The following is a 20,787-nucleotide window of genomic DNA, read 5'->3' on the forward strand; positions in this document are numbered from 1 at the left end:
CCTGGGCCCTGCCTGGCGGTGTCCTCGGTCGGGCGTCCGCAGTCCGACCCTGGCGGATCAGACGGCGTACAGGCCATGGGCGGTGAAGACGCCGCGGGCCTCGGCGGTCCGGTCCGGGGTGGGGGCGGGCGTGTCGGCGAGGGGGAAGTCCAGCTCCAGGGCGCGCCACTTGGCGGCGCCGAGCTTGTGGAAGGGCAGGATGTCGACGCGGGTGACGTTGCCCAGCGAGGCGGCGAAGGTGGCGACGCCCTCGATGTTCTCAGTGGGGTCGGTCAGGTGTGGGACGAGGACGAAGCGGACCCAGACCTCGGTGCCGAGGTCGGCCAGGCGGCGGGCGAAGGCCAGGGTGGGGGCGAGCTCGCGGCCGGTCAGATGCCGGTAGAGGGTGCGGTCCCAGGACTTGATGTCGAGGAGCACGAGGTCGGTGTCGGCGAGCAGCGCGTCGGAGGCGCGGGCGCCGAGGAAGCCGGAGGTGTCCAGGGCGGTGTGCAGGCCGAGCTCGTGCTTGAACCGGTGCAGCAGTTCGCCGGTGAGGGCGGGTTGGAGGAGCGGCTCGCCGCCGCTGACGGTGGCGCCGCCGCCGGAGGCGCGGATGAAGTCGGTGTACTTCGCGGCCTCGCGCACGATCTCCTCGGCCGAGCGGGGCCGACCGTGGCGCATGGACCAGGTGTCGGGGTTGTGGCAGTAGAGGCACCGCAGCGGGCAGCCGGCCAGGAAGGTGACGAAGCGGGTGCCGGGGCCGTCGACTCCGGTGGACAGGTCCCAGGAGTGCAGCGTGCCGGTGGCGGTCATCGGGCGTCCTCGGAGTGTGGCGCGGTGCCGGCGTCCTCGGTCGGGGAGACGCCGGCACCGCGAGCGGGTGGCGGGAGCTACAGCGCGTCGTGGAAGGTGCGGCCGATCACGTCGAGCTGCTGTTCGCGGGTGAGCCGGACGAAGTTGACCGCGTAGCCGCTGACCCGGATGGTCAGCTGCGGGTACCTCTCCGGGTGGTCCATCGCGTCCAGGAGGGTGTCCCGGTCGAGGACGTTGACGTTCATGTGGAAGCCGCGGCAGGTGGTGTAGCCGTCCAGCACACCGACGAGGTTGCGCACCCGCTCCTCGGGGGTGCGGCCGAGCGCGTCCGGGGTGACGGTGTCGGTGAGTGAGATGCCGTCCTCGGCGTGCTCGTACGGGAGCTTCGCGACCGACAGGGCCCCGGCCACGTAGCCGTGGACGTCTCGCCCGTTCATCGGGTTGGCGCCGGGCGAGAACGGCTCGCCCGCTCGCCGTCCGTCCGGGGTGTTGCCGGTCTTCTTCCCGTAGACGACGTTGGAGGTGATGGTGAGCACGGACTGGGTGTGCTCGGCACCCCGATAGGCGGGATGCTCGCGCACCTTCGCCATGAACTCCTCGACGAGCCGGACCGCGATGGCGTCCGCCCGGTCGTCGTTGTTGCCGTACGCCGGGTAGTCGCCCTCGACGAGGTAGTCGGTGACCAGGCCGGTCTCGTCCCGAACCGGGGTGACCTCGGCGTACTTGATGGCCGACAGCGAGTCGGCGGCGACCGCGAGGCCGGCGATGCCGCAGGCCATGGTGCGCCGGACGTCACGGTCGTGCAGGGCCATCTCGATGCGCTCGTAGGCGTACTTGTCGTGCATGTAGTGGATGACGTCGAGTGCGTGGACGTACGTCCCGGCGAGCCAGTCCAACTGCTCGTCGAAGCGGGCGAGCACCTCCTCGTAGTCGAGCACGTCCCCACCGACAGGGGCTGTGGCCGGGCCGACCTGGACGCCGGACTTCTCGTCCCGGCCGCCGTTGATCGCGTAGAGCAGGGTCTTGGCGAGGTTGACCCGGGCGCCGAAGAACTGCATCTGCTTGCCGACCTCCATCGCGGAGACGCAGCAGGCGATCGCGGTGTCGTCGCCGAAGCGCGGGCGCATCAGCTCGTCCGACTCGTACTGGATCGAGGAGGTGTCGATGGACACGCGGGCGCAGAACTCCTTGAAGCCCTGCGGTAGTCGCGGGGACCAGAAGACCGTCATGTTCGGTTCGGGGGCCGGGCCCAGGTTGTAGAGGGTCTGCAGGTAGCGGAAGGAGGTCCGGGTGACGAGGGGGCGGCCGTCGGTGCCGATGCCGCCGATCGACTCGGTGACCCAGGTCGGGTCTCCGGAGAACAGCTCGTCGTACTCGGGGGTGCGCAGGAAGCGGACGATCCGCAGCTTGATGACGAAGTCGTCCACCAGTTCCTGGGCCTGCTGCTCGGTCAGGAGCTCTGCCGCGAGGTCACGTTGGAGGTAGACGTCGAGGAAGGTCGAGGTGCGGCCGAGCGACATCGCGGCGCCGTTCTGCTCCTTGACCGCGGCCAGGTAGGCGAAGTAGAGCCACTGGACGGCCTCGCGGGCGGTGCCGGCCGGGCCCGAGATGTCCTGCCCGTAGGCCGCGGCCATCTCCTTGAGCTCCTCCAGCGCCCTGATCTGCTCGGCGAGTTCCTCGCGCTGCCGGATGGTCTCCTCCAGCCGCGCCGGATCGGTGGGCCCGGCGTCCAGCTCGGCCTTCTCGGCCCGTTTGGCCGCGATCAGCCGGTCCACGCCGTAGAGCGGGACGCGGCGGTAGTCGCCGATGATCCGGCCGCGGCCGTAGGCGTCCGGGAGCCCGGTGATGACGCCGGCCTTGCGGGCCGCGAGGATCTCGGGCGTGTAGGCGTCGAACACTCCGTCGTTGTGGGTCTTGCGGTACCGGGTGAAGACCTTCTCCAGCTCCGGGTCGACCGGGTAGCCGTAGGTCCGCAGCGCGGTCGCCACCATCCGCCAGCCGCCGTTGGGCATGATCGCGCGCTTCAGCGGGGCGTCGGTCTGCAGGCCGACGATCAACTCCCGCTCCCGGTCGATGTATCCGGGCGCGTGGGCGGTGATGCCCGACGGGATGTCGAACGCGATGTCGTACACGCCCTTGGCCCGCTCCTCGGGGAAGCGGTCGGTGATCTGCCGCCACACGGCGAGGGTGCGGTCGGTGGGGCCGGTGAGGAAGGCGGCGTCGCCCTCGTACGGGGTGTAGTTGCGCTGGATGAAGTCGCGGACGTCGATGGTGTCCCGCCACGGTCCGTTCCGGAAGCCGTTCCAGGCGGTGGTGGTCGACTCGTGCTGCGAGGTGGTCATCTCGGTGTCCTCTCTCAGGCCTGGTCGCCGTAGTAGGCCCGGCGCATCAGCCGCCGCATGTCGGCGAGCATCGGCATCCGGGGGTTGGCGGGGGCGCACTGGTCCTCGTAGGCGTTCATCGCCTGCTGCGGCAGGGCCGCCAGGAACGCCGCCTCGTCCACGCCGGCCGCCTTGAAGGACCGCGGGATGCCGACCCTGTCCCGCAGGTCCTCGACCGCCGAGGCGAGGGACTCGACGCCCTGTTCGGGGGTGGCGGCCGGCAGAGCGAGCATCCGGGCGATCGCCTGGTAGCGCTCGGGGGCGGTGTAGCGCTGGTACTTGGGCCAGCCGGTGACCTTCGCGGGGGCGGAGCCGTTCCAGCGGATGACGTGCGGCAGCAGCAGGGCGTTGGTGCGGCCGTGGGCGATGTGGAAGGTCGCGCCGAGGGTGTGGGCCATGGCGTGCACGGCGCCGAGGAAGGCCGAGCCGAAGGCCATGCCGGCGATCGTGCCCGCGTTGTGCATCTTCTCCCGGGCGAAGGGGTCGTCCGGTCCGTTCAGTACCGCGCGCTCCAGGTTGTCGAAGATCAGCCGGATGCCCTGGAGGGCGAGCCCGTCCGTGAAGTCGTTGGCGTAGACGGAGACGTAGGTCTCGATGCAGTGGGTGAGGGCGTCGAAGCCGGTGTCCGCGGTCACGTGCTTCGGCAGGCCGGTGGTCAGCGCCGGGTCCACGATGGCCACGCTCGGGGTGAGCGCGTAGTCCGCGAGCGGGTACTTCTGGCCGGTGGCGGTGTCGGTGATCACCGCGAAGGGGGTGACCTCGCTCCCGGTGCCCGAGGTGGTCGGGATGCAGACCAGCTTCGCCTTCTCCCCGAGGTCGGGGAAGGTGAACGCGCGCTTGCGGATGTCGAAGAACTTCTCCTTCAGGTCCGCGAACTCGACCTCCGGGTGCTCGTACATCAGCCACATCACCTTGGCGGCGTCCATCGGCGAGCCGCCGCCCAGCGCGACGATGGTGTCCGGCTCGAACTCCCGCATCAGGGCTGCGCCCTTGTGGACGGTGTCGATGCTCGGGTTGGGCTCGACCGAGTCGATGACCCGCACCTCGACCGGGTCGCGGCGGCGGTCGAGCACGCCCCGGATCCGCTCCAGGTGGCCGATCTCCACCATGGTGCGGTCCGTGACGACGACGATCCGGTGTGCGTTCGGCATGCTCGCCAGGTACCTGACCGAGTTGCGTTCGAAGTAGATCTTCGGCGGGACCTTGAACCACTGCATGTTGGTGTTGCGCCGCCCGATCCGCTTGATGTTGACGAGGTTCAGCGCCGAGACGTTCCCGGAGACCGAGTTGTGTCCGTAGCTGCCGCAACCGAGGGTCAGCGAGGGCGTGAACGCGTTGTAGACGTCGCCGATGCCGCCCTGCGAGCTGGGCGCGTTCCAGATGATCCGGCAGGCCTTGACCGCGTGCCCGAACTCCTCGACGAACGCCGCGTCCTCGGTGTGCACCGCCGCCGAGTGCCCGAGACCGTCGAACTCCACCATCGCGGCGGCCAGTTCGATGCCCTCGGCGCGGGAGTGGGCGGTGAGGACGGCGAGTACCGGGCAGAGCTTCTCCCGGGTCAGCGGCTCCGAGGGTCCGACCCGTTCGCAGTCGGCGAGGATGACCGAGGTGTCGGTCGGCACCTCGAAGCCCGCCGCCTGCGCGACCTGCGCCGCCGACCGGCCCACCACCTCGGCGTTCAACCGGCCGCCGGCGCACGTCGCACCCGCCCCCGCCCCGAACAGGTACCGCTCCAGCAGCGCCTTCTCCTCCGCGCTCGCGTGGTGCGCCTTCAGCGTCCGGAACTCGGCGAGCGCCGCCTCCCGGATCTCCCCGTCCAGGACGACGGCCTGCTCGGAGGCGCAGATCATGCCGTTGTCGAAGGACTTCGACAGCACGACGTCGTTCACCGCCCGCCGCACGTCCGCGCTCCTCTCCACGTACGCCGGGACGTTGCCCGCGCCGACGCCCAGCGCCGGCTTGCCGCAGGAGTACGCGGCCCGCACCATCGCGTTGCCGCCGGTGGCCAGGATGGTGGCGACGTCCGGATGGTTCATCAGGGCGCGGGTGGCCTCCATCGACGGTTCCGCGATCCACTGGATGCAGTGCGCCGGGGCACCGGCCGCCACCGCCGCGTCCCTGACGATCCGGGCCGCCTCGGCCGAGCAGCGCTGGGCCGACGGGTGGAAGGCGAACACGACCGGGTTGCGGGTCTTGAGCGCCAGCAGGCACTTGAAGATCGTGGTGGAGGTCGGATTGGTCACCGGGGTGATGCCGGCGACCACCCCCACCGGCTCGGCGATCTCCACGATGCCGTCGATCTCGTCACGGTGCACCACGCCGACCGTCCTGGTCCGGGCCATCACGTGGGTGACGTTCTCGCAGGCGAAGACGTTCTTCACCGCCTTGTCCTCGAAGACCCCGCGGCCGGTCTCCTCCACGGCCAGCGCGGCGAGCCCGGTGTGCTCGGCCAGCGCCGCCAGCGAGGCCTTCTTGACGATGCGGTCGACCTGTTCCTGGGTGAAGTCGGCGTACTCCTCGAGGGACGTCAGCGCGTCGGCGACCAGACGGCCGACGGCGACGGGCACGGGAGGAACCGTCGGTTCCTCGGGCTGCGGGTGGCGGGGCATGGCTGGACCACCTTCCGGTTCATCGTCCGGGAGTCGGGCGCGTGCGGCTTGCTCGCGCTTCCATCGAAAGCTTCTCCCGGCAAGCGGTGCCGAGGGAGGCGGCCAAAGGGGCACCGTGTCGGGCCGAAGGTCCCTCCTTCGCAGTCGCCTGACGAGCCGAAGGGCACGGGCACGGGCACGGGCACGGGCACGCCGGAGGCCGTGGGCAGCGTGTCCGCCCACGGCCTCCGGCGTGCGGTCCCCGCCGCCCGTGTCTCCTTCCTTGTGGCCGGCGCCCTCGCGCGCGACCCTTGACGTCCGGCAGGTTCTCGGTCGGCCGGCTCCGACCGCAGCGGGCCGGTCGGCCCGGCCCGGTCCCGAGGGTCCAGGCCAGGTGCCGGGCGTTCAACCCTCGGGCACGACCGCCACGGGGCAGCCGGAGTGGTGGAGGAGGGCGTGGGCGACCGGGCCGGCGTCCTGATCGGACCTGTGGTCCGGCCGCACCTTCTACGCTGAGCCCGGATCAGCCTGCCGGGCGTTGCGCGGCGGTGTCGCCTGCCCGGTGGTCGAGGCGGCTGGTCACCGAGACCACACCGTCCACGCTCCGGCACAGCCGCTCCACGACGGCCGGCAGGCTCCGGTGCCCGACGGTGCCGCTCAGGGTCACCTGTCCGTCGTGGACCTGGACGTCGAGACTGTCCGGCGCGATGCCCAGGGTGCGGGAGAGGATGTCGCCGCGGATCTCCTCGCGGATCGCCCGGTCGTGGCGGAGGAAGACGCGCAGCAGGTCGGCGCGACTGACGATGCCGACCAGGCGGCCGGCCTCGTCGGTCACCACGAGGCGCTTGAGACCCTTGAGCTGCATCACCCGGGCAGCCTCCACCACGGTCCACTCGGGGCGGGCGCACACGGCGGGGCTGGTCATGAGGCCCTCGGCGGTCGTGGCGCGGCTCGTGGCCCGGTCGGGGGCCGACAGCCGCGGGGTGAGCAGCAGGCCGGCGGGGTCCTCCTGGGACGCCTCGTTGAGCAGCAGGTCGGCCTCGGAGACCAGGCCCAGCGGTCGGTCCTGTTCGTCGAGGACCGGCACGGAGGTGATGCCGTGGTCGGCGAGCAGTCGGACGATCTCCTTGAAGCCGGTATCGGGCCCCACGTTCACGACGGCGGAGGTCATCAGCTCTCCCACGATCCGGTGTCGCATGGTCGGACTTCCTTTCGGGCACGTGTGTCGGGCCGGTGGGGCCCGGTCAGGTGAGTGCGGCGCGGCGGCTCGGCGCCCGGGGCCGTGAGCGGAGACGACCGGGGCGTGCCGCGCACCGTTCCGGTCGGCCGACAGGCCTGACCGGTCGCGCCCGATCCGCCGAGTCGACTCTCCGTGGGTGCCGGGAGGTTCGTACCTCTCGCCGATTCCGAGTGCTTCAACCATCCGCCTCCGGGGCGTCCCGGCGAAGGGCCCAAGGGGTCTCCGTGCCGGGACCTTCAGCCCGATCTCCCCCCGCGCGGGGCGCTCGCGGGACCGACCGGCCCAGTGCACCCGGTCGGCACCCGGGAACGGCCGCGGCCCGGACCTCGACGGGTCCGGGCCGCAGCCACCACCGGGCGGTTCAGTCGTGTGGGACGACCGCGACGGGGCTGTGCGCATGGTGCAGGACGGCATGAGCCACACTCCCCAACCGGGACACCCCCACCTGACGGCCGGGAGTCCGCCGCCCCAGCACGACGAGTGAGGCTCCTCGGGAGGCGTCGACGAGCGCGCCGCCCGCGTGGCGGGAGGTGACCTCGGCCTCCACCCGAACCTGGGGGAACTTGTCCCGCCAACGAGCCAGCGCGTCCTGGAGGCGCACCAGTTCCGCCTCCGCCAGGGCGCCCCTGATCTCCGGTTGGTCGACCGGGGCCTTCGTCACGTACGGGCCGGCCGGCAGCGAACGGGACTCCAGCACGCGCAGGCTGACGCCACGGCGGGCCGCCTGTTCGAAGGCGAAGGCGAGCACCTCGGCGCAGGGCCGGTCGCCCTGGACGCCCACGACGACGTCACCCGCCCCGGCGGCCTCGCCGTCCGCGTCCGCCCGGACGAGCACGACCGGGCAGAGCGCGTCCGCTGCCACCCGGAGCCCCACCGAACCGACCAGCAAACCGGTGAATCCTCCGAGCCCCCGCGAACCGAGAACGATCAGTCCTTCCCGCGCGCCGGCCGCCGCGAGCGCGTGGGCCGGGCTGCCCGGAATCCGCTCGCACGACAGCCCCAGGCCGGGCAGGACGGCCGCGATTCGGTCCCGGACCGAGAGCACCGCCGACGGCAGACCGTCATCCACCCCCTCCGGCCGCAGCGGCCTTCCGTCCTCCGGTCCCCCGACATGGATCATGCGGAGCGACCGCCCGCTCCGGTCGGCCTCCGCGGCCGCCCATGCGGCCGCCGCCGTGCTCTGCTCCGAGCCGTCGATCCCCACCACCACGGAGTGCGACATGTCGCGTCCTCTCTCGGTCCCACGGGACGCCGCCGTCCGCGTCCCCGCTGTCCGGGACAGCATCGCGCCGTAGCCGAGGGCGGCGGCAGGGGCCGAGCAGCCCTGCGTCCGGGCCCAAAGTCCCGGCGCCACGCGGGGGATCGCGCGTCCGGCACCGCCGCCGCCGTGCGGCCTCGTACTGCAGCACAGCGGACCCGACGCGCAGCCCCGTGAGGCGGTCCTCACCGCGGGCGCCGGCCGGCGGCGGTCGGCGTCCTCCGCGGCACAGGACGCCGACGTGGCGGGATCCTTCGCCCGCCGCTGCCCGGCCCCGGCCATCGGCGACGAGGTCCGCGCGACCACCACCGTGACCACGGTGCTGATGCCCCACATCACCAGCCAGTTCGCACGTCGCGCCCCGGGTGGCCCGTACGACTGGCGCCGGGTCCTTGCACCGGGCGCCGGGCACCGGAACGACGCGAACCGGGGACGGCTGAGGCCGTCCCCGGTTCGCGTTCCCGCGCCGGCTACCCCACCGGCGTGATGAGGCCGTAGTGGCCGTCGTAGCGGTGGTAGAGCACGTTGCCCCGCCCGGTGGCGGTGTCGGTGAAGAAGACGAACGGCAAGCCGGTGAGGTCGAGCCTCGACACCGCTTCGGCCACCGTCAGGTCCGGCACCCCGGCGGTGCTCACGGTGAGCCCCTGCTCCGGCTCGCCGACAGGTCCGGTGCCGGCGAGGCGGTGCCCGTCGGTGCGCTCGTCGCGGTAGACGACGCTGTCGCAGCCGGTGGCGGCGTCGGTGAACAGGTGGAAGTCGTAGTCCATGGCCTCCATCTCGAACACGGCGGCCCGGGCGCTCTGGCTGGGCAGGCTGTACGTCTTGTGCCGCACGACCCGCCGTTCCTCCGGCGCCAGGGCGCGCCGGAGCGGGCGGTGCCCGCGGGCCGCCTCGTCGTCCCAGGCCCCTCGGTCGGCCGGGACGGCGGTACGGTGCGAGTCGCGGTGCCGGTGCACCCGGGCGAGCCGGGCGCTCAGCCGGTCCCGGAGCAGGTCGACGGCCTCCTGCATGGTCGCGGCCGCCACGTGGGCGCGGACCGGGCGGCCGTTGAGGTCCACCACGGCCTGGGCGATGGCGGGCTTGACGACGGCGTGGTTGCTCTCCTGGGTGAGCTTCACCCGGGCCGCGAGGACCGGCTCGTGCAGCCGCTCGACCACAGCCAGCAGCCTTGCCCTGGCGTAGTCCGGCGCGGCGAGGGACACCTCGCCCCGGGTCTCGACCTCGATGTCGTGGGCGATCGGCGGGTGCGAACGGTCCATCAGGAGTCCTGCCTTTCGGATGTGGTGTCGGACGGCCGGGCGCCGGGCGGCACCGTCGCCGGCCGGACGTCCCGCCGGCAGGGCCCTTGGCCCTTCTCCCCGCCGTCCGGGGCGGCGCGGACGGCGGTCCCGGTAGTCCCCAGGACGGTGCCGAGGGCGTTGTCGAGCGGGCCGATGGCGGCCAGGCCGCCGGTCCGTTCGGCGAACGCGGCGGCGGCCTCGGTCTTGGGTCGCATCGAGCCCTCGGGCAGGTCCAGCGCGCGCAGGCGCTCGGGCGTGGCGGTCACCAGCGGGCCGGGGTGGGCGGTGCCGTAGCGGGTGAACACGTGCGTGACGTCGGTGAGGATCAGCAGGGCGTCGGCGTCCAGCTGCTCGGCGAGCAGGGCGGCGGTGCGGTCCTTGTCGACGACGGCCTCGGTTCCCCGGAGCAGGCCGGTGTCGCGGTCACGGATGACCGGGACGCCCCCACCACCACCGCAGATCACCACCGCTCCGCCGGCCAGCAGGCGGCGGACGAGGGGCACTTCCAGCACCGCCCGCGGTTCGGGCGAGGGAACGACACGGCGTCGGTCCGCGCCGTCCGGCGCGGTGGTCCAGCCGCGCTCGCGCTCCAGGGTGCGGGCCTGCCGCTCGCCGAGTCGCTGCCCGATGAACTTGGTGGGGTGGGTGAACGCCGGGTCGCCCGGGTCGACCTCGGTGTGGGTGACGAGGGCGGCGACCTCCCGCCCGGGGAGGCGGTTCATCAGCTCCCGGGCGAGCAGGGTGCCGATCATGCCCTGGGTCTGGGCGCCGAGGACGTCCAGCGGATAGGGCGCGGTGAGGGCCGGGTCGGTCTCGCTCTCGACGGCGAGCAGGCCGATCTGTGGGCCGTTGCCGTGGGTGATCACCACCTCGTGCCCGGCCTCGACGAGCTCGGCGAGCGAGCGGGCCGCCTGGTGGACGTGGTGCAACTGGACCTCGGCGTCCGGGTGTTCACCCCGCTGGAGCAGGGCGTTCCCGCCGAGGGCGGCGACGATGCGCACGGTCAGTCCCTCCCCAGGGTGGCGACCAGGATCGCCTTGATGGTGTGCATCCGGTTCTCGGCCTGGTCGAACACCAGCGAGGCCGGCGACTCGAAGACCTCGTCGGTGACTTCGACGCCGTCGAGCCCGTGGCGGGCGGCGAGTTCGGCACCGAGGTCGGTACTGGTGTCGTGCAGGGCCGGCAGGCAGTGCAGGAAGGCCGTGTCCGGGTTGCCGGTGGCGGCGAGGGTCTTGGCGTCGACCTGGTACGGCAGCAGCTGGGCGATGCGGTCGGGCCAGTGGTCGTGGTCCTCGCCCATCGACACCCACACGTCGGTGTAGAGGTAGTCCGCGCCGCGCACGGCCTGGGCCACGTCCTCGGTGAGGGTCAGGCGGGCGCCGCTCTCCAGCGCGAGCGCCCGGCACCCGGCGACGCGCTCCGGCTCGGGCCACAAAGCGCTCGGCGCGGCGATCCGGACGTCCATGCCGAGCAGACTCCCCATCGTCATCAGCGAGTTGGCGGTGTTGTTGCGGGCGTCGCCGAGATAGCAGAAGGAGATCTCCGCCACCGGCCGGCCGCTGTGCTCACGCATCGTGAACACGTCGCACAGGCTCTGGGTGGGGTGGCAGGCGTCGGTGAGACCGTTGTAGACCGGTACTCCGGCGCGGCGGGCGAGTTCGGTGACGGTCCCCTGGTCGAAGCCGCGGTACTGGATGCCGTCGTACATCCGGCCGAGGACGCGGGCGGTGTCGGCGACGCTCTCCTTGTGTCCGATGTGGGAACTGTCCGGCCCGAGATAGGTGGTGGTGGCGCCCTGGTCGGCGGCGGCGACCTCGAAGGCGCAGCGGGTGCGGGTGGAGTTCTTCTCGAAGATCAGCGCGAGGCGGCGGCCGGTGAGCCGGGGCGTCTCGGTGCCGGCCCGCTTCGCGGCCTTCAGCTCGGCGGCGAGGTCGAGCAGGTGGTGGATCTCGGCGGCGGTGAAGTCGAGTTCGTCCAGGTAGTGACGGCCGTGCAGGTCGATGGTCATGGCGGTATCTCCTTGTGGGGGTGGTCAGTTGGCGGGGTCGCGCTGGATGGGGCAGCTCATGCAGCGCGGGCCGCCGCGGCCGCGGCCGAGCTCGGATCCGGCGATGGTGACGATCTCGACGCCCTGCTTGCGCAGATGGGTGTTGGTGGTCGTGTTGCGCTCGTAGCCGACGACGACGCCGGGTTCGAGGGCGAGGAAGTTGCTGCCGTCGTCCCACTGTTCGCGCTCGGCGGCGCGCACATCCTGCTCGGCGGAGAGGAAGCGCACCGTGTCCAGGCCGAGGGCCTCGGCGAGCGAGGCGGCGAGGTCGGTGTCGGGGCGGACGTCGAAGCCGGCCGGTCGTTCCGGGGCGGGCGTCAGGGTCCAGGACCGCAGTCCGTCGGCCAGCCCCGGGTAGACGACGAAGGTGTCCCGGTCGATCATCGTCAGGACGGTGTCCAGGTGCATGAAGGCCCGGCTCTCCGGCAGGCGGACGGCGATCAGCCGCCGCGCGGTGCCGTACTGGAACAGCTGCTGGGCCAGTTGTTCGACGGCCTGCGCGGTGGTGCGCTCGCCCATGCCGACCATGACCACGCCCTCGCCGACGACGTGGACGTCGCCGCCCTCCAGGCTGGTGCCCGGGGCCTGGACGGTGCCGTCCAGCAGCGGGGGCGCGGTCTCGGCGAACAGCGGGTGGAAGCGGTAGACCGCGGCGGTGTGCAGGGTCTCCCGCCGACGGGCGGGCTTGGCCATCGGATTGAGGCTGTAGCGCCCGCCGATCCAGCAGGAGTTGTCGCGCGGGAAGAGGTGGTTCGGGAGCGGCGGCAGGGCGAAGTCCTGCTCCCCCAGCGCGTTCCAGACCAGGCTGTGCGGGCTCTTCAGCGGCAGGTCGTCCTTGAGGACGCCGCCGATCAGGTACTCGGCGAGGGTCGGGCCGTCCACGTCCTCGCACAGTGCCCGGACCGGGTCGACCAGAGCGGGCCCGACGGTGGCCTCGGTGACGATCTGTCCGAGCAGCCAGGCCCGGGCCGGCGGCAGGGCGAGGGTCTCGCCGAGCAGGTCGGCGTAGTGGTGGACGCGGACGCCGTAGTCGCGCAGCACCTGGGCGAAGGCGTCGTGCTCCTCGCGGGCGCGCTTGGCCCACAGGATGTCGTCGAACAGCAGGTCGTCGACGTTGCGGGGAGTGAGCCGGGCGAGTTCGAGGCCGGGGCGGTGCAGGATGACCTGGCGCAGGCGGCCGGCTTCGGAATCGACACGCAGGGTGTTCATCGGTGGGTCTCCTCGTTCTCGGCGCGTGGACGCGGTTCTCAGTGCTGGTGCCGCGGGCGCAGCGCGCGCAGGACGATCGTCGGCAGGCCGACGGGGTGGGCCGTGCGGGCCGGGTGGGCCATCGGCGCGGGGGCGGCGGTCGTGCCGGCACCGGAGGGCTCCGCCGGGACCGTGGCGCTCCCGCCCCGCTCCCGCTTGAGCCAGATGTAGACCGGGATGCCGGCCAGGATGGTGAACAAGCCGTAGTAGACGGTCTGGTAACCGCTGCCCTGGATCGACCAGTAGGAGAACACCAGGGCGAGGACGGTCACGGTGACGTCCCGGGCCAGGCGCCGCCGGTCGAGCTCGGCGCGGCTGTGCTGCACCAGCCAGAGCAGCTGGGCGGCCGCGGACACCAGGTACGGGATGACGGCGGTCAGGACGCTCAGCAGCACGATCTCGGTGAAGACCTTGGTGAACTGGGTGTAGCTGACCACGGTGAGCACCGACGCGAGCAGGGTCGCCGACACGATGCCGAAGACGGGCACCTGGCCCTGCCCCCGGAGCTTGGCGAACGCGGACGGGAACAGTCCGTCCCGGGCCGCGGCGAGCGGCATCTCGGCGCAGATGAGCGTCCAGCCGTTGAGTGCCCCGAGGCCCGAGACGATCGCCGCGGCGGCGACCAGGTTCCCGGCCCAGGTGCCGCCCGCGATGGTGTTGAACGCGTCGGTGAACGGTGCGGTGGAGCCAGCGAGTTGATCGTGCGGGACGGTGCCGAACACGGCCAGGGTTCCGAGGAGGTAGATCGCCGCGCAGGCCAGCGTGCCGTACACGGTCGCCCGGGGCACGTTGCGCTTCGGGTCCCGGACCCGGCCGGCGGCGACGGAGGCGGTCTCCAGCCCGATGTAGCTGAACAGGGCGATGGCGCCCGCCGCCGAGACGGCGCCGAGCGCCGACCCTCCACTCGCGTTGAAGGCCCCGAAGTTGCCGGACTTGACGAACAGCAGTCCGGCGGTCGCCATGAAGCCCAGTGGCAGGAACTTCAGCACGGTGGTGACCAGTTGGAAGGCCCCGGTGTTCCGCGCGCCCGTCAGGTTGACGGCCGCCGGCAGCCAGAGCCCGGCCAACGCGATCGTGATCGACGCCCAGGTGTGGTGACCCTTGTCGACGAACACCTCGACGTAACCGACCCAGGCCACCGCGATGGCCGCGTTGCCCGCCCAGGCGGTGATCCAGTAGGACCAGGCCGTCAGGAACCCGGCGAACTCGCCGAACGCCTCCCGGGCGTAGACGTAGGGGCCGCCGCTGCCCGGCACCCGCTCGGACAGCCGCCCGAACACCACCGCCAGTGCCAGGGCGCCGACGGTCACGGCGACGAACGCCACCAGTGCGATCGGGCCGTAGGGAGCGAGCGCGGACGGCAGGGCGAACACGCCCGTGCCGATGATGCTGCCGACGACCAGCGCGGTCGCGGCGGGCAGTCCGAAGCGCGTGTCGGTTCTCCGTTGCCCCGGGGCCGCGGCGGCGGCCCGTCGATCCGGTCGGTCGGGTGCGGACATGAGGGTGCTCCTAGGTCAGAGTGGAGGTCCGGGGCGGGGGCCTGCCCACCGCTCGCCGATGAAGATCCTCGTCTGCCGGGCGGCCCCGCCCCAGGGGCCGACGGTCCCTGCTCCCCCTGCCCGCGGTCCCGGTCCCCCCGCCCGGTGGTCCCGGGCGGGACCGGGACCACCGGGGCCCGGCCCGGGCCCCTCGCGGTCGACATGCAGAGGTACCGGGAGGGGCGCACGGCCCGCCGGTCCCGCGACCGGGACCACCGGCCCCCCGGCCGGTCCCTTCGGTCCCTTCTCCCGTCGGCGCCCGGACGGGAGATTCGACGGCATGCCGGGCGTCGGCCGTCCGGGCCCGGTGCCGTGATCCGACGAAGAGGAAACCACCATGACGCGCTGTGTCCTGACCGGAATCGACGGATCGCCGCAGAGCGAGGCCGCGGCCCTGTGGGCGGCCGAAGAGGCCCGCCGCCGGGGCTGCGCCCTCCGGCTGCTGCACGCCTGGCCGTGGCTCGACGCCGGGGACGACAACACCTCGCGGCCCGGCGACCCGCGGCCGAGGGCGTTGGACGCCCTTCACGGCATCGGCGACCGGATCCGGCACGACCACCCGGACCTCCCGGTGGAGGCCGCGGTGCTCTCGGACGATCCGGTCGACGGGCTGATCGCCGCGGCGAAGGGGCAGGAACTGCTGGTGCTCGGGTCCCGCGGGCTCGGCGGGTTCGCCGGCCTCCTGGTCGGTTCGGTGGGGCTCGCGGTGGCAGCCGGCGCGACCGTCCCGACGGTGCTGGTCCGCTTCGGACAGGCACCCGCCGAGCGGACCGCGGCCGCCGGGGCGACCCGGGAGGTGCTGGTCGGTCTCGACGGCCGTGAACCCTGCGACGCCGTCGTCGAGTTCGCCGCCGCCGAGGCGGAGCTGCGCGGCTGCCGGCTGCGCGTCGTGCACGGGTGGGACCTGGTGGCCTCCTGGGCCTACGGGGGCCTGATGTCGCCCATGGTGGACCCGGTGGAGCAGGAGGCCGGCGAAACGGCCCTGATCTCACCGGTCCTCGCCGGCCTGAGGGCAAGGCGCCCCGGCGTCGACATCGTCGAGGAGGTCCGCCTCGGCGGCGGAGCCCAGGCCCTGCTGGAGGCCTCCACCCGTGCCGACCTCGTCGTCGTCGGCCGGCGGGAGCGCCGTCACCGCCTGGGACCGCGCCTCGGTCCGGTGGCCCACGCCGTTCTGCACCACTGCGCCGCCCCGGTCGTCGTGGTCCCCCACCCGTGAGCCGAGCGCACCCCGCACCACCGCCCACCCGAGCAGCGACAAGGAGCACCACCGTGTCCAGCACCCACCGCCGCGCCCGGCCCGACAACCCGTCCGCACCGTCGTGCGGCCACCTGCGCCGGGCCTTCGGTCCGGAGCGCAACCCACTCGGCCGCGCTCTCGACCGGGCCCGGAGCCGGGCGGTGGTGCTCACCGCCCTCGGGATCGGCCTCGCGGCACTCCTCGGCGCCGGGGCCGCCGTCACCCATCTCTCCGTCGGCCAGCGGCAGGCCGCGGCCACGGCCGCCCGCCTGCACCGCGTCGAAGCCTCGGTGCAGGGCTCGGTCCGGAGGGCGGAGGCCACCGTCGCCGGCGGAAAGGCCGTCTACCGCGCCGACGCCGCCTGGACCTACCCCGGCAACCAGCGCAACACCGGCACCATCGACGTACCCCGGGCCACCGGGCCCGGTGCCACCGTCGGAATCTGGGTCGACCGGGACGGCCGCCCGGCGGCCGCACCCCCGAGCACCGCCGACCTCGTGTTCGACGCGGTGTTCCTCGGCCTGTTCCTCTTCGCTCTGCTCAGCGTGCTCGCCTCCGCCGGGCTCTGCGTCAGGCTGAGCGCCCTGGACCGTCGGGCCGACCGGGCCTGGACACGGTCCTGGGCCCGGCTGGAACCCGTGTGGAGCGGCCGCGCCCCACGCGGACACCACCCCGGCTGACCGGACACGACGGCACGGTTCCCCCCGACCGGCTCGGCTCTGCAAGGAGGACCGTGCCAGACCGACCCGGCACCGCGCGGGCCGTCGTCGCCGCCGCGTGCGCCGCACCGCCCGTCCACAACACCAGCCGAGCTCGACGGCCGGGCCCTCCAGCTGGACCAGGATCGGGATCAGCTTCTGCCCCGTGTCGATACCGTCGCACCCACTGGCCGCCACGCTCCACAACAGCCGTGTCCCGGACCGAGTAGGGCCGGACGGCCCTACCGAAACCACCCCCGGTCACGCCAGACTTCGCGTAGGTTTCACGCAGCCTGCCACCGGGGCGGGCACACGGGGGTTGGAGCGGTGATGACGGAGAGTCCGGCAGCTGGGACGAGCGGCCCGGTGAAGGTGTTCCTGCTGGACGACCACGAGGTGGTCCGTCGGGGCGTGCACGACCTGCTGGACGCCGAGCCGGGCCTCCAGGTGATCGGCGAGGCCGCCACGGTCGAGCAGGCCCTCGCCCGGGTCCCCGCCCTCCGCCCCGACGTCGCCATCCTCGACATGCGGCTGCCGGACGGCGACGGCGTGACGGTCTGCCGCGAACTGCGCTCAAGCATGCCGGGACTTGCCTGCCTGATCCTCACCTCGTTCGACGACGAGGAGGCCCTCCTGGACGCCATCATGGCCGGAGCCGCCGGCTACGTCCTCAAGCAGATCAGCGGAACCGACCTGGTCTCCGCCGTGCGCACGGTCGCCTCCGGCCAGTCGATGCTCGACCCCGGCGCTGCCACCCGTCTGATGGCCCGCCTGCGCGGCGACGCCACCACCCAGCAGAGCTCCGACCTGCCCCGGCTCACCGAACGGGAGCGGGAGGTCCTCGCCCTGGTCGGCGAGGGGCTGACCAATCGCCAGATCGGTCAACGGCTCTACCTCGCCGAGAAGACCGTCAAGAACCACATCTCCCGCCTGCTGGCCAAGCTCGGCGTGGAACGGCGCGTCCAGGCCGCCCTGATCGCCACCCAGACCCTGGCAACCAACCGGCAGCCCACCGATCGGCCCGGCCGCTGAACCGACCGCCTCGGGACACCAGCCCCCACCGACGAGGCCCGGCCGGCGCCCTCGCCGGCCTCTCGGTCGGCGGCCGGCACGACGGACGCGGCGCCGTGAGGCCGGGTCAGTGTTCCAGCGGCACCGACCAGGACAACCTGGTGCCGCCGGCCTCCGGAGAGACCAGTTCGAAGACACCCCCCAGGGTCTCGGCCCGCTCCGCGAGGTTGCGCAGCCCGCTACGCCGCCCCTGCTCCGGGATGCCCACCCCGTCGTCCTGCACCGTGAGCACCACCCGGGACCCGGTCGCCTGCAGTACCACCTCGATCCGCCCTGCCCGCGCGTGCCGGGCCGCGTTGCTCAACGCCTCCCCCAGAACCGCCACCACGTGGTCGGCCACCTCCGCGGGCACGTCCGTGTCGAGCAGGCCCTCCATGCTCAGCCTGGGCGGGAAGCCCAGCCCGGCCTGCGCCTCCTCGGCCACCCGCACCACGCGTGCCCGCAGGCCCTGGACGCCCTTCTCCTCCCGCGCCCGCAGGCCGAAGATCGTCGACCTGATGATCTTGATGGTCTCGTCCAGGTCCCCCACCGCTCGCAGCACCCGGTCCGAGGCGCCGGGATGCTCGATGAAGCGGGCCGCGCTCTGCAGGGTCATCCCGGTCGCGAACAACCGCTGGATGGCCAGGTCGTGCAGGTCCCGGGCGATCCGGTCCCGGTCCTCCAGCATCGCCAGTTGCTCGGCGTCCCGGCGGCGTTCGGCGAGTTCCAGGGCGAGCGCCGCCTGATCGGCGAAGCCCAGCAGCGGGCCGATCTCCCGGTCCGTGAACGCCGCCTCCCCCGTCCGCCGCGCCAGCAGCAGCACGCCGTCCACCGGACCACCCGCGCGGCCCAGCGGAACGGCCACCGCCGGGCCCAGACCGTCGTAGAGTCGCGGCCCTTCCGTGAACCGCGGATCACCCGCCAGGTCCGCCGTCGCCGCCGGAGAGCCCTGCGCGCACGCCTCGCCCGCCAGCGTGCCCTCCAACGGCACGTCCAGGCCCTGCCTCCCGGCCGTGTCCCCGCCCAGTGCCAGCTCGACCCGTACCGTCCCGGTACCCGGAACGGGCACCGAGACGTCCGCCAGTTCGGCGCAGGTGATCTCCCGCGCCCGGCGCGCGATCAGCTCGACCACCTCGGAGCGGTCACCTCCCGACAGCAGCCCACGGGTGATCTCCGCACTCGTGCCGAGCCAGCGCTGCTGGCGCTGCGCCTCCTCGTACAGCCGGGCGTTGTCGATCGCGACCCCGGCCGCCACCGCCAGGGTCGAGATCACCGACTCGTCGTCGGTGTCGAACTCCTCACCGGAGCGCTTGTCGGTCAGGTACAGGTTGCCGAACACCTCCTCGCGCACCCGTACCGGCACCCCGAGGAACGCCCGCATCACCGGGTGTTGCGCCGGGCAACCCACGGACGACGGGTGCTCGGCGAGGTCCATCATTCGCAGCGGCTCCGGGTGGCGGATGAGCTCCCCCAGGAGGCCCCGACCCGTCGGATACGGCCCGATCCGCTGGATCTGCTCGTCCGACATGCCCACAGTGAGGAACTGGGAGAGCGTCTCGCCGTCGGGGCCGATCACCCCGAGCGCCGCATACCGGGCGTCCACCAGGACGGCGGCCGCCTCCACGATGCGCCGCAGCACCTGCGTCAGCTCCAGCTCGCGGCCTACCGACAGCACCGCCTCCAGCAGACTGTGCACCCGGTCCCGAGTGCCCCGGGCCGCGTCGATCCGCGCCTGCAACTCCTCCAACAGCTCGTCCAACCGCAGCTGCGGGATCCGCGACCGCACCTCGTCCCCGCCCATACGAGCCTCCTCGTCCCTTGCCGCCGGCGCGTCGATTCTTGCAGAAGACGCCACCGACCGAGTCGGACGAGCGGCCCCCACCCGAGCCGACGCGCGCGGTGCGCCACCGGGCTGGGTTCATGCCCCGGCGGGCTGGGTGAGCGTGTGCCAGGCGTGGTAGCCGCCGAGGAGGTCGGCGGTGTCGGGGTGGCCGTGGTGGCGGAGCAGGCTGGCGGCGATGGAGGAGCGGTGGCCGCCGGCGCAGTGGACGACCAGGGGGCGGTCGGTGGGGAGTTCGGTGAGGCGGCCCGGGAGTTCGGTCAGGGGGATGTGGAGGGAGCCGCCGATGGAGCCGGCTTCGCGTTCGCCGCAGGTGCGGACGTCCAGGACGGTGGGCGGCTGTGCGCTGGTGAGGGCGGTGCGGAGCTGCTCGGCGGTGAGGCGGCGGGCGGGGGTGAGGTCGTCGGCGAGGGCGGGCAGGGCGTTGGCGGGGTTACGCAGGTAGCCGGCGATGTGGTCGAAGCCGATGCGGGCGAGGCGGGTGATGACCTCGTCCTCGCGGTCCTGCGGGGCGATGATCGCGAGGGTGCTGTCGGGGGTGAGGACGGTGCCGGCCTGTTCGGCGAAGCGGCCGTCGAGGGGGACGTTGACGGCGCCGTGCAGGTGTCCGGCGCCGAAGTCCTGGGGGTTGCGGGCGTCGAGGACGACGGCGCCCGCGGCGCGGGCCTCCCGGAGGCCTTCGGGGCACAGGGGGCGGGCGGCAGCGGTGCGGTCGAGGAGCGGGTGCTCCTGCCGGTTGAGGGCGGCGTCGTGGCCGAAGTAGGCGGGGGCGGTGGACTGGCCGGCGGTGACGATGCGGACGAAGGTGTCCTGGTCCATCGGCGCGCAGGCGTAGTTGGTGGCGCGCTCGCGGCCGATGGTGGAGCGGCGGTCGGTGGAGAGGTTCTTGCCGCAGGCGGAGCCGGCGCCGTGGGCGGGGAAGACGAGGGTCTCGTCGGGCAGGGTCATCAGCTTGCGGTGGACGCTGTCGTAGAGCATGGCGCCGAGTTCCTCGGCGGTGACGCCGGTGGAGGCGAGCAGGTCGGGGCGGCCGACGTCGCCGATGAACAGCGCGTCGCCGGTGAGCACGCCGTAGGGGACGGTGTCGTCGGGCTGCTCGAAGACCAGGATGCTGATCGACTCGGGGGTGTGGCCGGGGGTTTCGAGGATCTGGAGGGTGACGTCGCCCAGCTCGATCCGCTCGCCGTCGGCGAGCTTGCGGATGGGGTAGTCGGTCTCCGCCCGCCGCCCGTAGCCGATCCAGGCGCCGGTGCGGGCAGCGAGTTCGAGGTGGCCGGCCAGGAAGTCGGCGTGGAAGTGGGTGTTGACCACCGCCTCGACGGTGAGGCCGCGGGCCTCGGCCTCGGCGACGTACTCGTCGACGTCGCGCCGCGGGTCGACGACGACGGCGCGACCGGTGCGCTCGTCCGCGATCAGGTACGAGGCCTGGGAGAGGCAGTCGAGGTAGAACTGGGCGAAGTACACGGGGAATCCTCCTGGGCGGCGCCGGGCGTCGCAACGCACTGATCGATACCCCCCTCGGTATATGTGCCAGCATACGACAGGACTGCCGATACGGGAGGGGGTATCTCGGAACGCTTTCGATAATAC

15 protein-coding genes are annotated in these 20,787 nt (G+C 72.9%); 3 read left to right on the forward strand and 12 right to left on the reverse strand.

Annotated features, from left to right (window positions below; genetic code table 11):
- Positions 1–57: 57 nt before the first annotated feature.
- The 10 genes from pflA to ACFYUY_RS27860 form a co-directional block, all read right to left on the reverse strand.
- The gene (gene pflA / locus ACFYUY_RS27815; RefSeq protein WP_387904615.1) at positions 58–792 is read right to left on the reverse strand and encodes a pyruvate formate-lyase-activating protein; all 735 of its coding nucleotides are present in this window, start codon (positions 790–792) and stop codon (positions 58–60) included.
- 77 nt (positions 793–869) lie between these two features.
- Positions 870–3,134: a formate C-acetyltransferase gene (pflB, locus tag ACFYUY_RS27820; RefSeq protein WP_387904618.1), complete on the reverse strand. Its 2,265-nt coding sequence runs from the start codon at positions 3,132–3,134 to the stop codon at positions 870–872.
- Between the two features lie 14 nt (positions 3,135–3,148).
- Positions 3,149–5,782, reverse strand: coding sequence for a bifunctional acetaldehyde-CoA/alcohol dehydrogenase (gene adhE / locus ACFYUY_RS27825; RefSeq protein WP_387904621.1), 2,634 nt, complete (start codon positions 5,780–5,782; stop codon positions 3,149–3,151).
- Between the two features lie 502 nt (positions 5,783–6,284).
- Entirely contained in the window at positions 6,285–6,959 is a 675-nt protein-coding gene (locus ACFYUY_RS27830) for a CBS domain-containing protein (protein ID WP_387904624.1), read from the reverse strand.
- Between the two features lie 403 nt (positions 6,960–7,362).
- A complete protein-coding gene (locus ACFYUY_RS27835; RefSeq protein WP_387904627.1) occupies positions 7,363–8,223 on the reverse strand; it encodes a universal stress protein in 861 nt (286 codons plus the stop codon).
- 506 nt (positions 8,224–8,729) lie between these two features.
- Positions 8,730–9,518 carry an HPF/RaiA family ribosome-associated protein gene (locus ACFYUY_RS27840; protein WP_360213347.1) on the reverse strand — a complete coding sequence of 263 codons (789 nt, stop codon included), beginning with the start codon at positions 9,516–9,518 and terminating at the stop codon, positions 8,730–8,732.
- Positions 9,518–10,540 carry a carbamate kinase gene (locus tag ACFYUY_RS27845; protein WP_387904630.1) on the reverse strand — a complete coding sequence of 341 codons (1,023 nt, stop codon included), beginning with the start codon at positions 10,538–10,540 and terminating at the stop codon, positions 9,518–9,520. The genes ACFYUY_RS27840 and ACFYUY_RS27845 overlap by 1 nt, the downstream gene beginning before the upstream one ends.
- A gap of 2 nt (positions 10,541–10,542) precedes the next feature.
- Positions 10,543–11,547 carry an ornithine carbamoyltransferase gene (gene argF, locus ACFYUY_RS27850; protein WP_360213351.1) on the reverse strand — a complete coding sequence of 335 codons (1,005 nt, stop codon included), beginning with the start codon at positions 11,545–11,547 and terminating at the stop codon, positions 10,543–10,545.
- A gap of 24 nt (positions 11,548–11,571) precedes the next feature.
- Complete coding sequence (locus ACFYUY_RS27855) at positions 11,572–12,795, reverse strand: arginine deiminase (RefSeq protein ID WP_387904633.1); 1,224 nt, start codon at positions 12,793–12,795, stop codon at positions 11,572–11,574.
- Between the two features lie 38 nt (positions 12,796–12,833).
- Positions 12,834–14,333 (reverse strand): amino acid permease, encoded by a 1,500-nt coding sequence (locus ACFYUY_RS27860; RefSeq protein WP_387904635.1) that lies wholly within the window; start codon positions 14,331–14,333, stop codon positions 12,834–12,836.
- 376 nt (positions 14,334–14,709) lie between these two features.
- On the opposite strand from ACFYUY_RS27860, the gene ACFYUY_RS27865 reads away from it, so the two are divergent.
- The 3 genes from ACFYUY_RS27865 to ACFYUY_RS27875 all read left to right on the forward strand — a co-directional run bounded on the left by ACFYUY_RS27865 (position 14,710) and on the right by ACFYUY_RS27875 (position 17,339).
- Complete coding sequence (locus ACFYUY_RS27865; RefSeq protein WP_387904637.1) at positions 14,710–15,588, forward strand: universal stress protein; 879 nt, start codon at positions 14,710–14,712, stop codon at positions 15,586–15,588.
- Positions 15,589–15,641: 53 nt separating this feature from the next.
- A complete protein-coding gene (locus tag ACFYUY_RS27870) occupies positions 15,642–16,289 on the forward strand; it encodes a hypothetical protein (RefSeq protein ID WP_387904639.1) in 648 nt (215 codons plus the stop codon).
- Positions 16,290–16,637: 348 nt separating this feature from the next.
- Entirely contained in the window at positions 16,638–17,339 is a 702-nt protein-coding gene (locus ACFYUY_RS27875; protein ID WP_360213361.1) for a response regulator transcription factor, read from the forward strand.
- Between the two features lie 106 nt (positions 17,340–17,445).
- Here the strand turns inward: ACFYUY_RS27875 and ACFYUY_RS27880 are convergent, their stop codons facing one another.
- Together ACFYUY_RS27880 and ACFYUY_RS27885 are read right to left on the reverse strand one after the other, a co-directional pair.
- Positions 17,446–19,158 (reverse strand): GAF domain-containing sensor histidine kinase, encoded by a 1,713-nt coding sequence (locus tag ACFYUY_RS27880; RefSeq protein ID WP_360213363.1) that lies wholly within the window; start codon positions 19,156–19,158, stop codon positions 17,446–17,448.
- A 117-nt stretch (positions 19,159–19,275) separates the two neighbouring features.
- Positions 19,276–20,661 carry a rhodanese-like domain-containing protein gene (locus ACFYUY_RS27885; RefSeq protein ID WP_387904643.1) on the reverse strand — a complete coding sequence of 462 codons (1,386 nt, stop codon included), beginning with the start codon at positions 20,659–20,661 and terminating at the stop codon, positions 19,276–19,278.
- Between the last annotated feature and the right edge of the window lie 126 nt (positions 20,662–20,787).

Origin of the sequence: Kitasatospora sp. NPDC004745 (assembly GCF_042873275.1) — a bacterium.
GTDB lineage: Bacteria > Actinomycetota > Actinomycetes > Streptomycetales > Streptomycetaceae > Kitasatospora.

Coding starts and splice junctions, on each gene's coding strand:
- pflA (WP_387904615.1), bottom strand. CDS start 792: ATGACCGCCACCGGCACGCTGCACTCCTGGGACCTGTCCACCGGAGTC.
- pflB (WP_387904618.1), bottom strand. CDS start 3,134: ATGACCACCTCGCAGCACGAGTCGACCACCACCGCCTGGAACGGCTTC.
- adhE (WP_387904621.1), bottom strand. CDS start 5,782: ATGCCCCGCCACCCGCAGCCCGAGGAACCGACGGTTCCTCCCGTGCCC.
- ACFYUY_RS27830 (WP_387904624.1), bottom strand. CDS start 6,959: ATGCGACACCGGATCGTGGGAGAGCTGATGACCTCCGCCGTCGTGAAC.
- ACFYUY_RS27835 (WP_387904627.1), bottom strand. CDS start 8,223: ATGTCGCACTCCGTGGTGGTGGGGATCGACGGCTCGGAGCAGAGCACG.
- ACFYUY_RS27840 (WP_360213347.1), bottom strand. CDS start 9,518: ATGGACCGTTCGCACCCGCCGATCGCCCACGACATCGAGGTCGAGACC.
- argF (WP_360213351.1), bottom strand. CDS start 11,547: ATGACCATCGACCTGCACGGCCGTCACTACCTGGACGAACTCGACTTC.
- ACFYUY_RS27855 (WP_387904633.1), bottom strand. CDS start 12,795: ATGAACACCCTGCGTGTCGATTCCGAAGCCGGCCGCCTGCGCCAGGTC.
- ACFYUY_RS27860 (WP_387904635.1), bottom strand. CDS start 14,333: ATGTCCGCACCCGACCGACCGGATCGACGGGCCGCCGCCGCGGCCCCG.
- ACFYUY_RS27865 (WP_387904637.1), top strand. CDS start 14,710: ATGACGCGCTGTGTCCTGACCGGAATCGACGGATCGCCGCAGAGCGAG.
- ACFYUY_RS27875 (WP_360213361.1), top strand. CDS start 16,638: ATGACGGAGAGTCCGGCAGCTGGGACGAGCGGCCCGGTGAAGGTGTTC.
- ACFYUY_RS27880 (WP_360213363.1), bottom strand. CDS start 19,158: ATGGGCGGGGACGAGGTGCGGTCGCGGATCCCGCAGCTGCGGTTGGAC.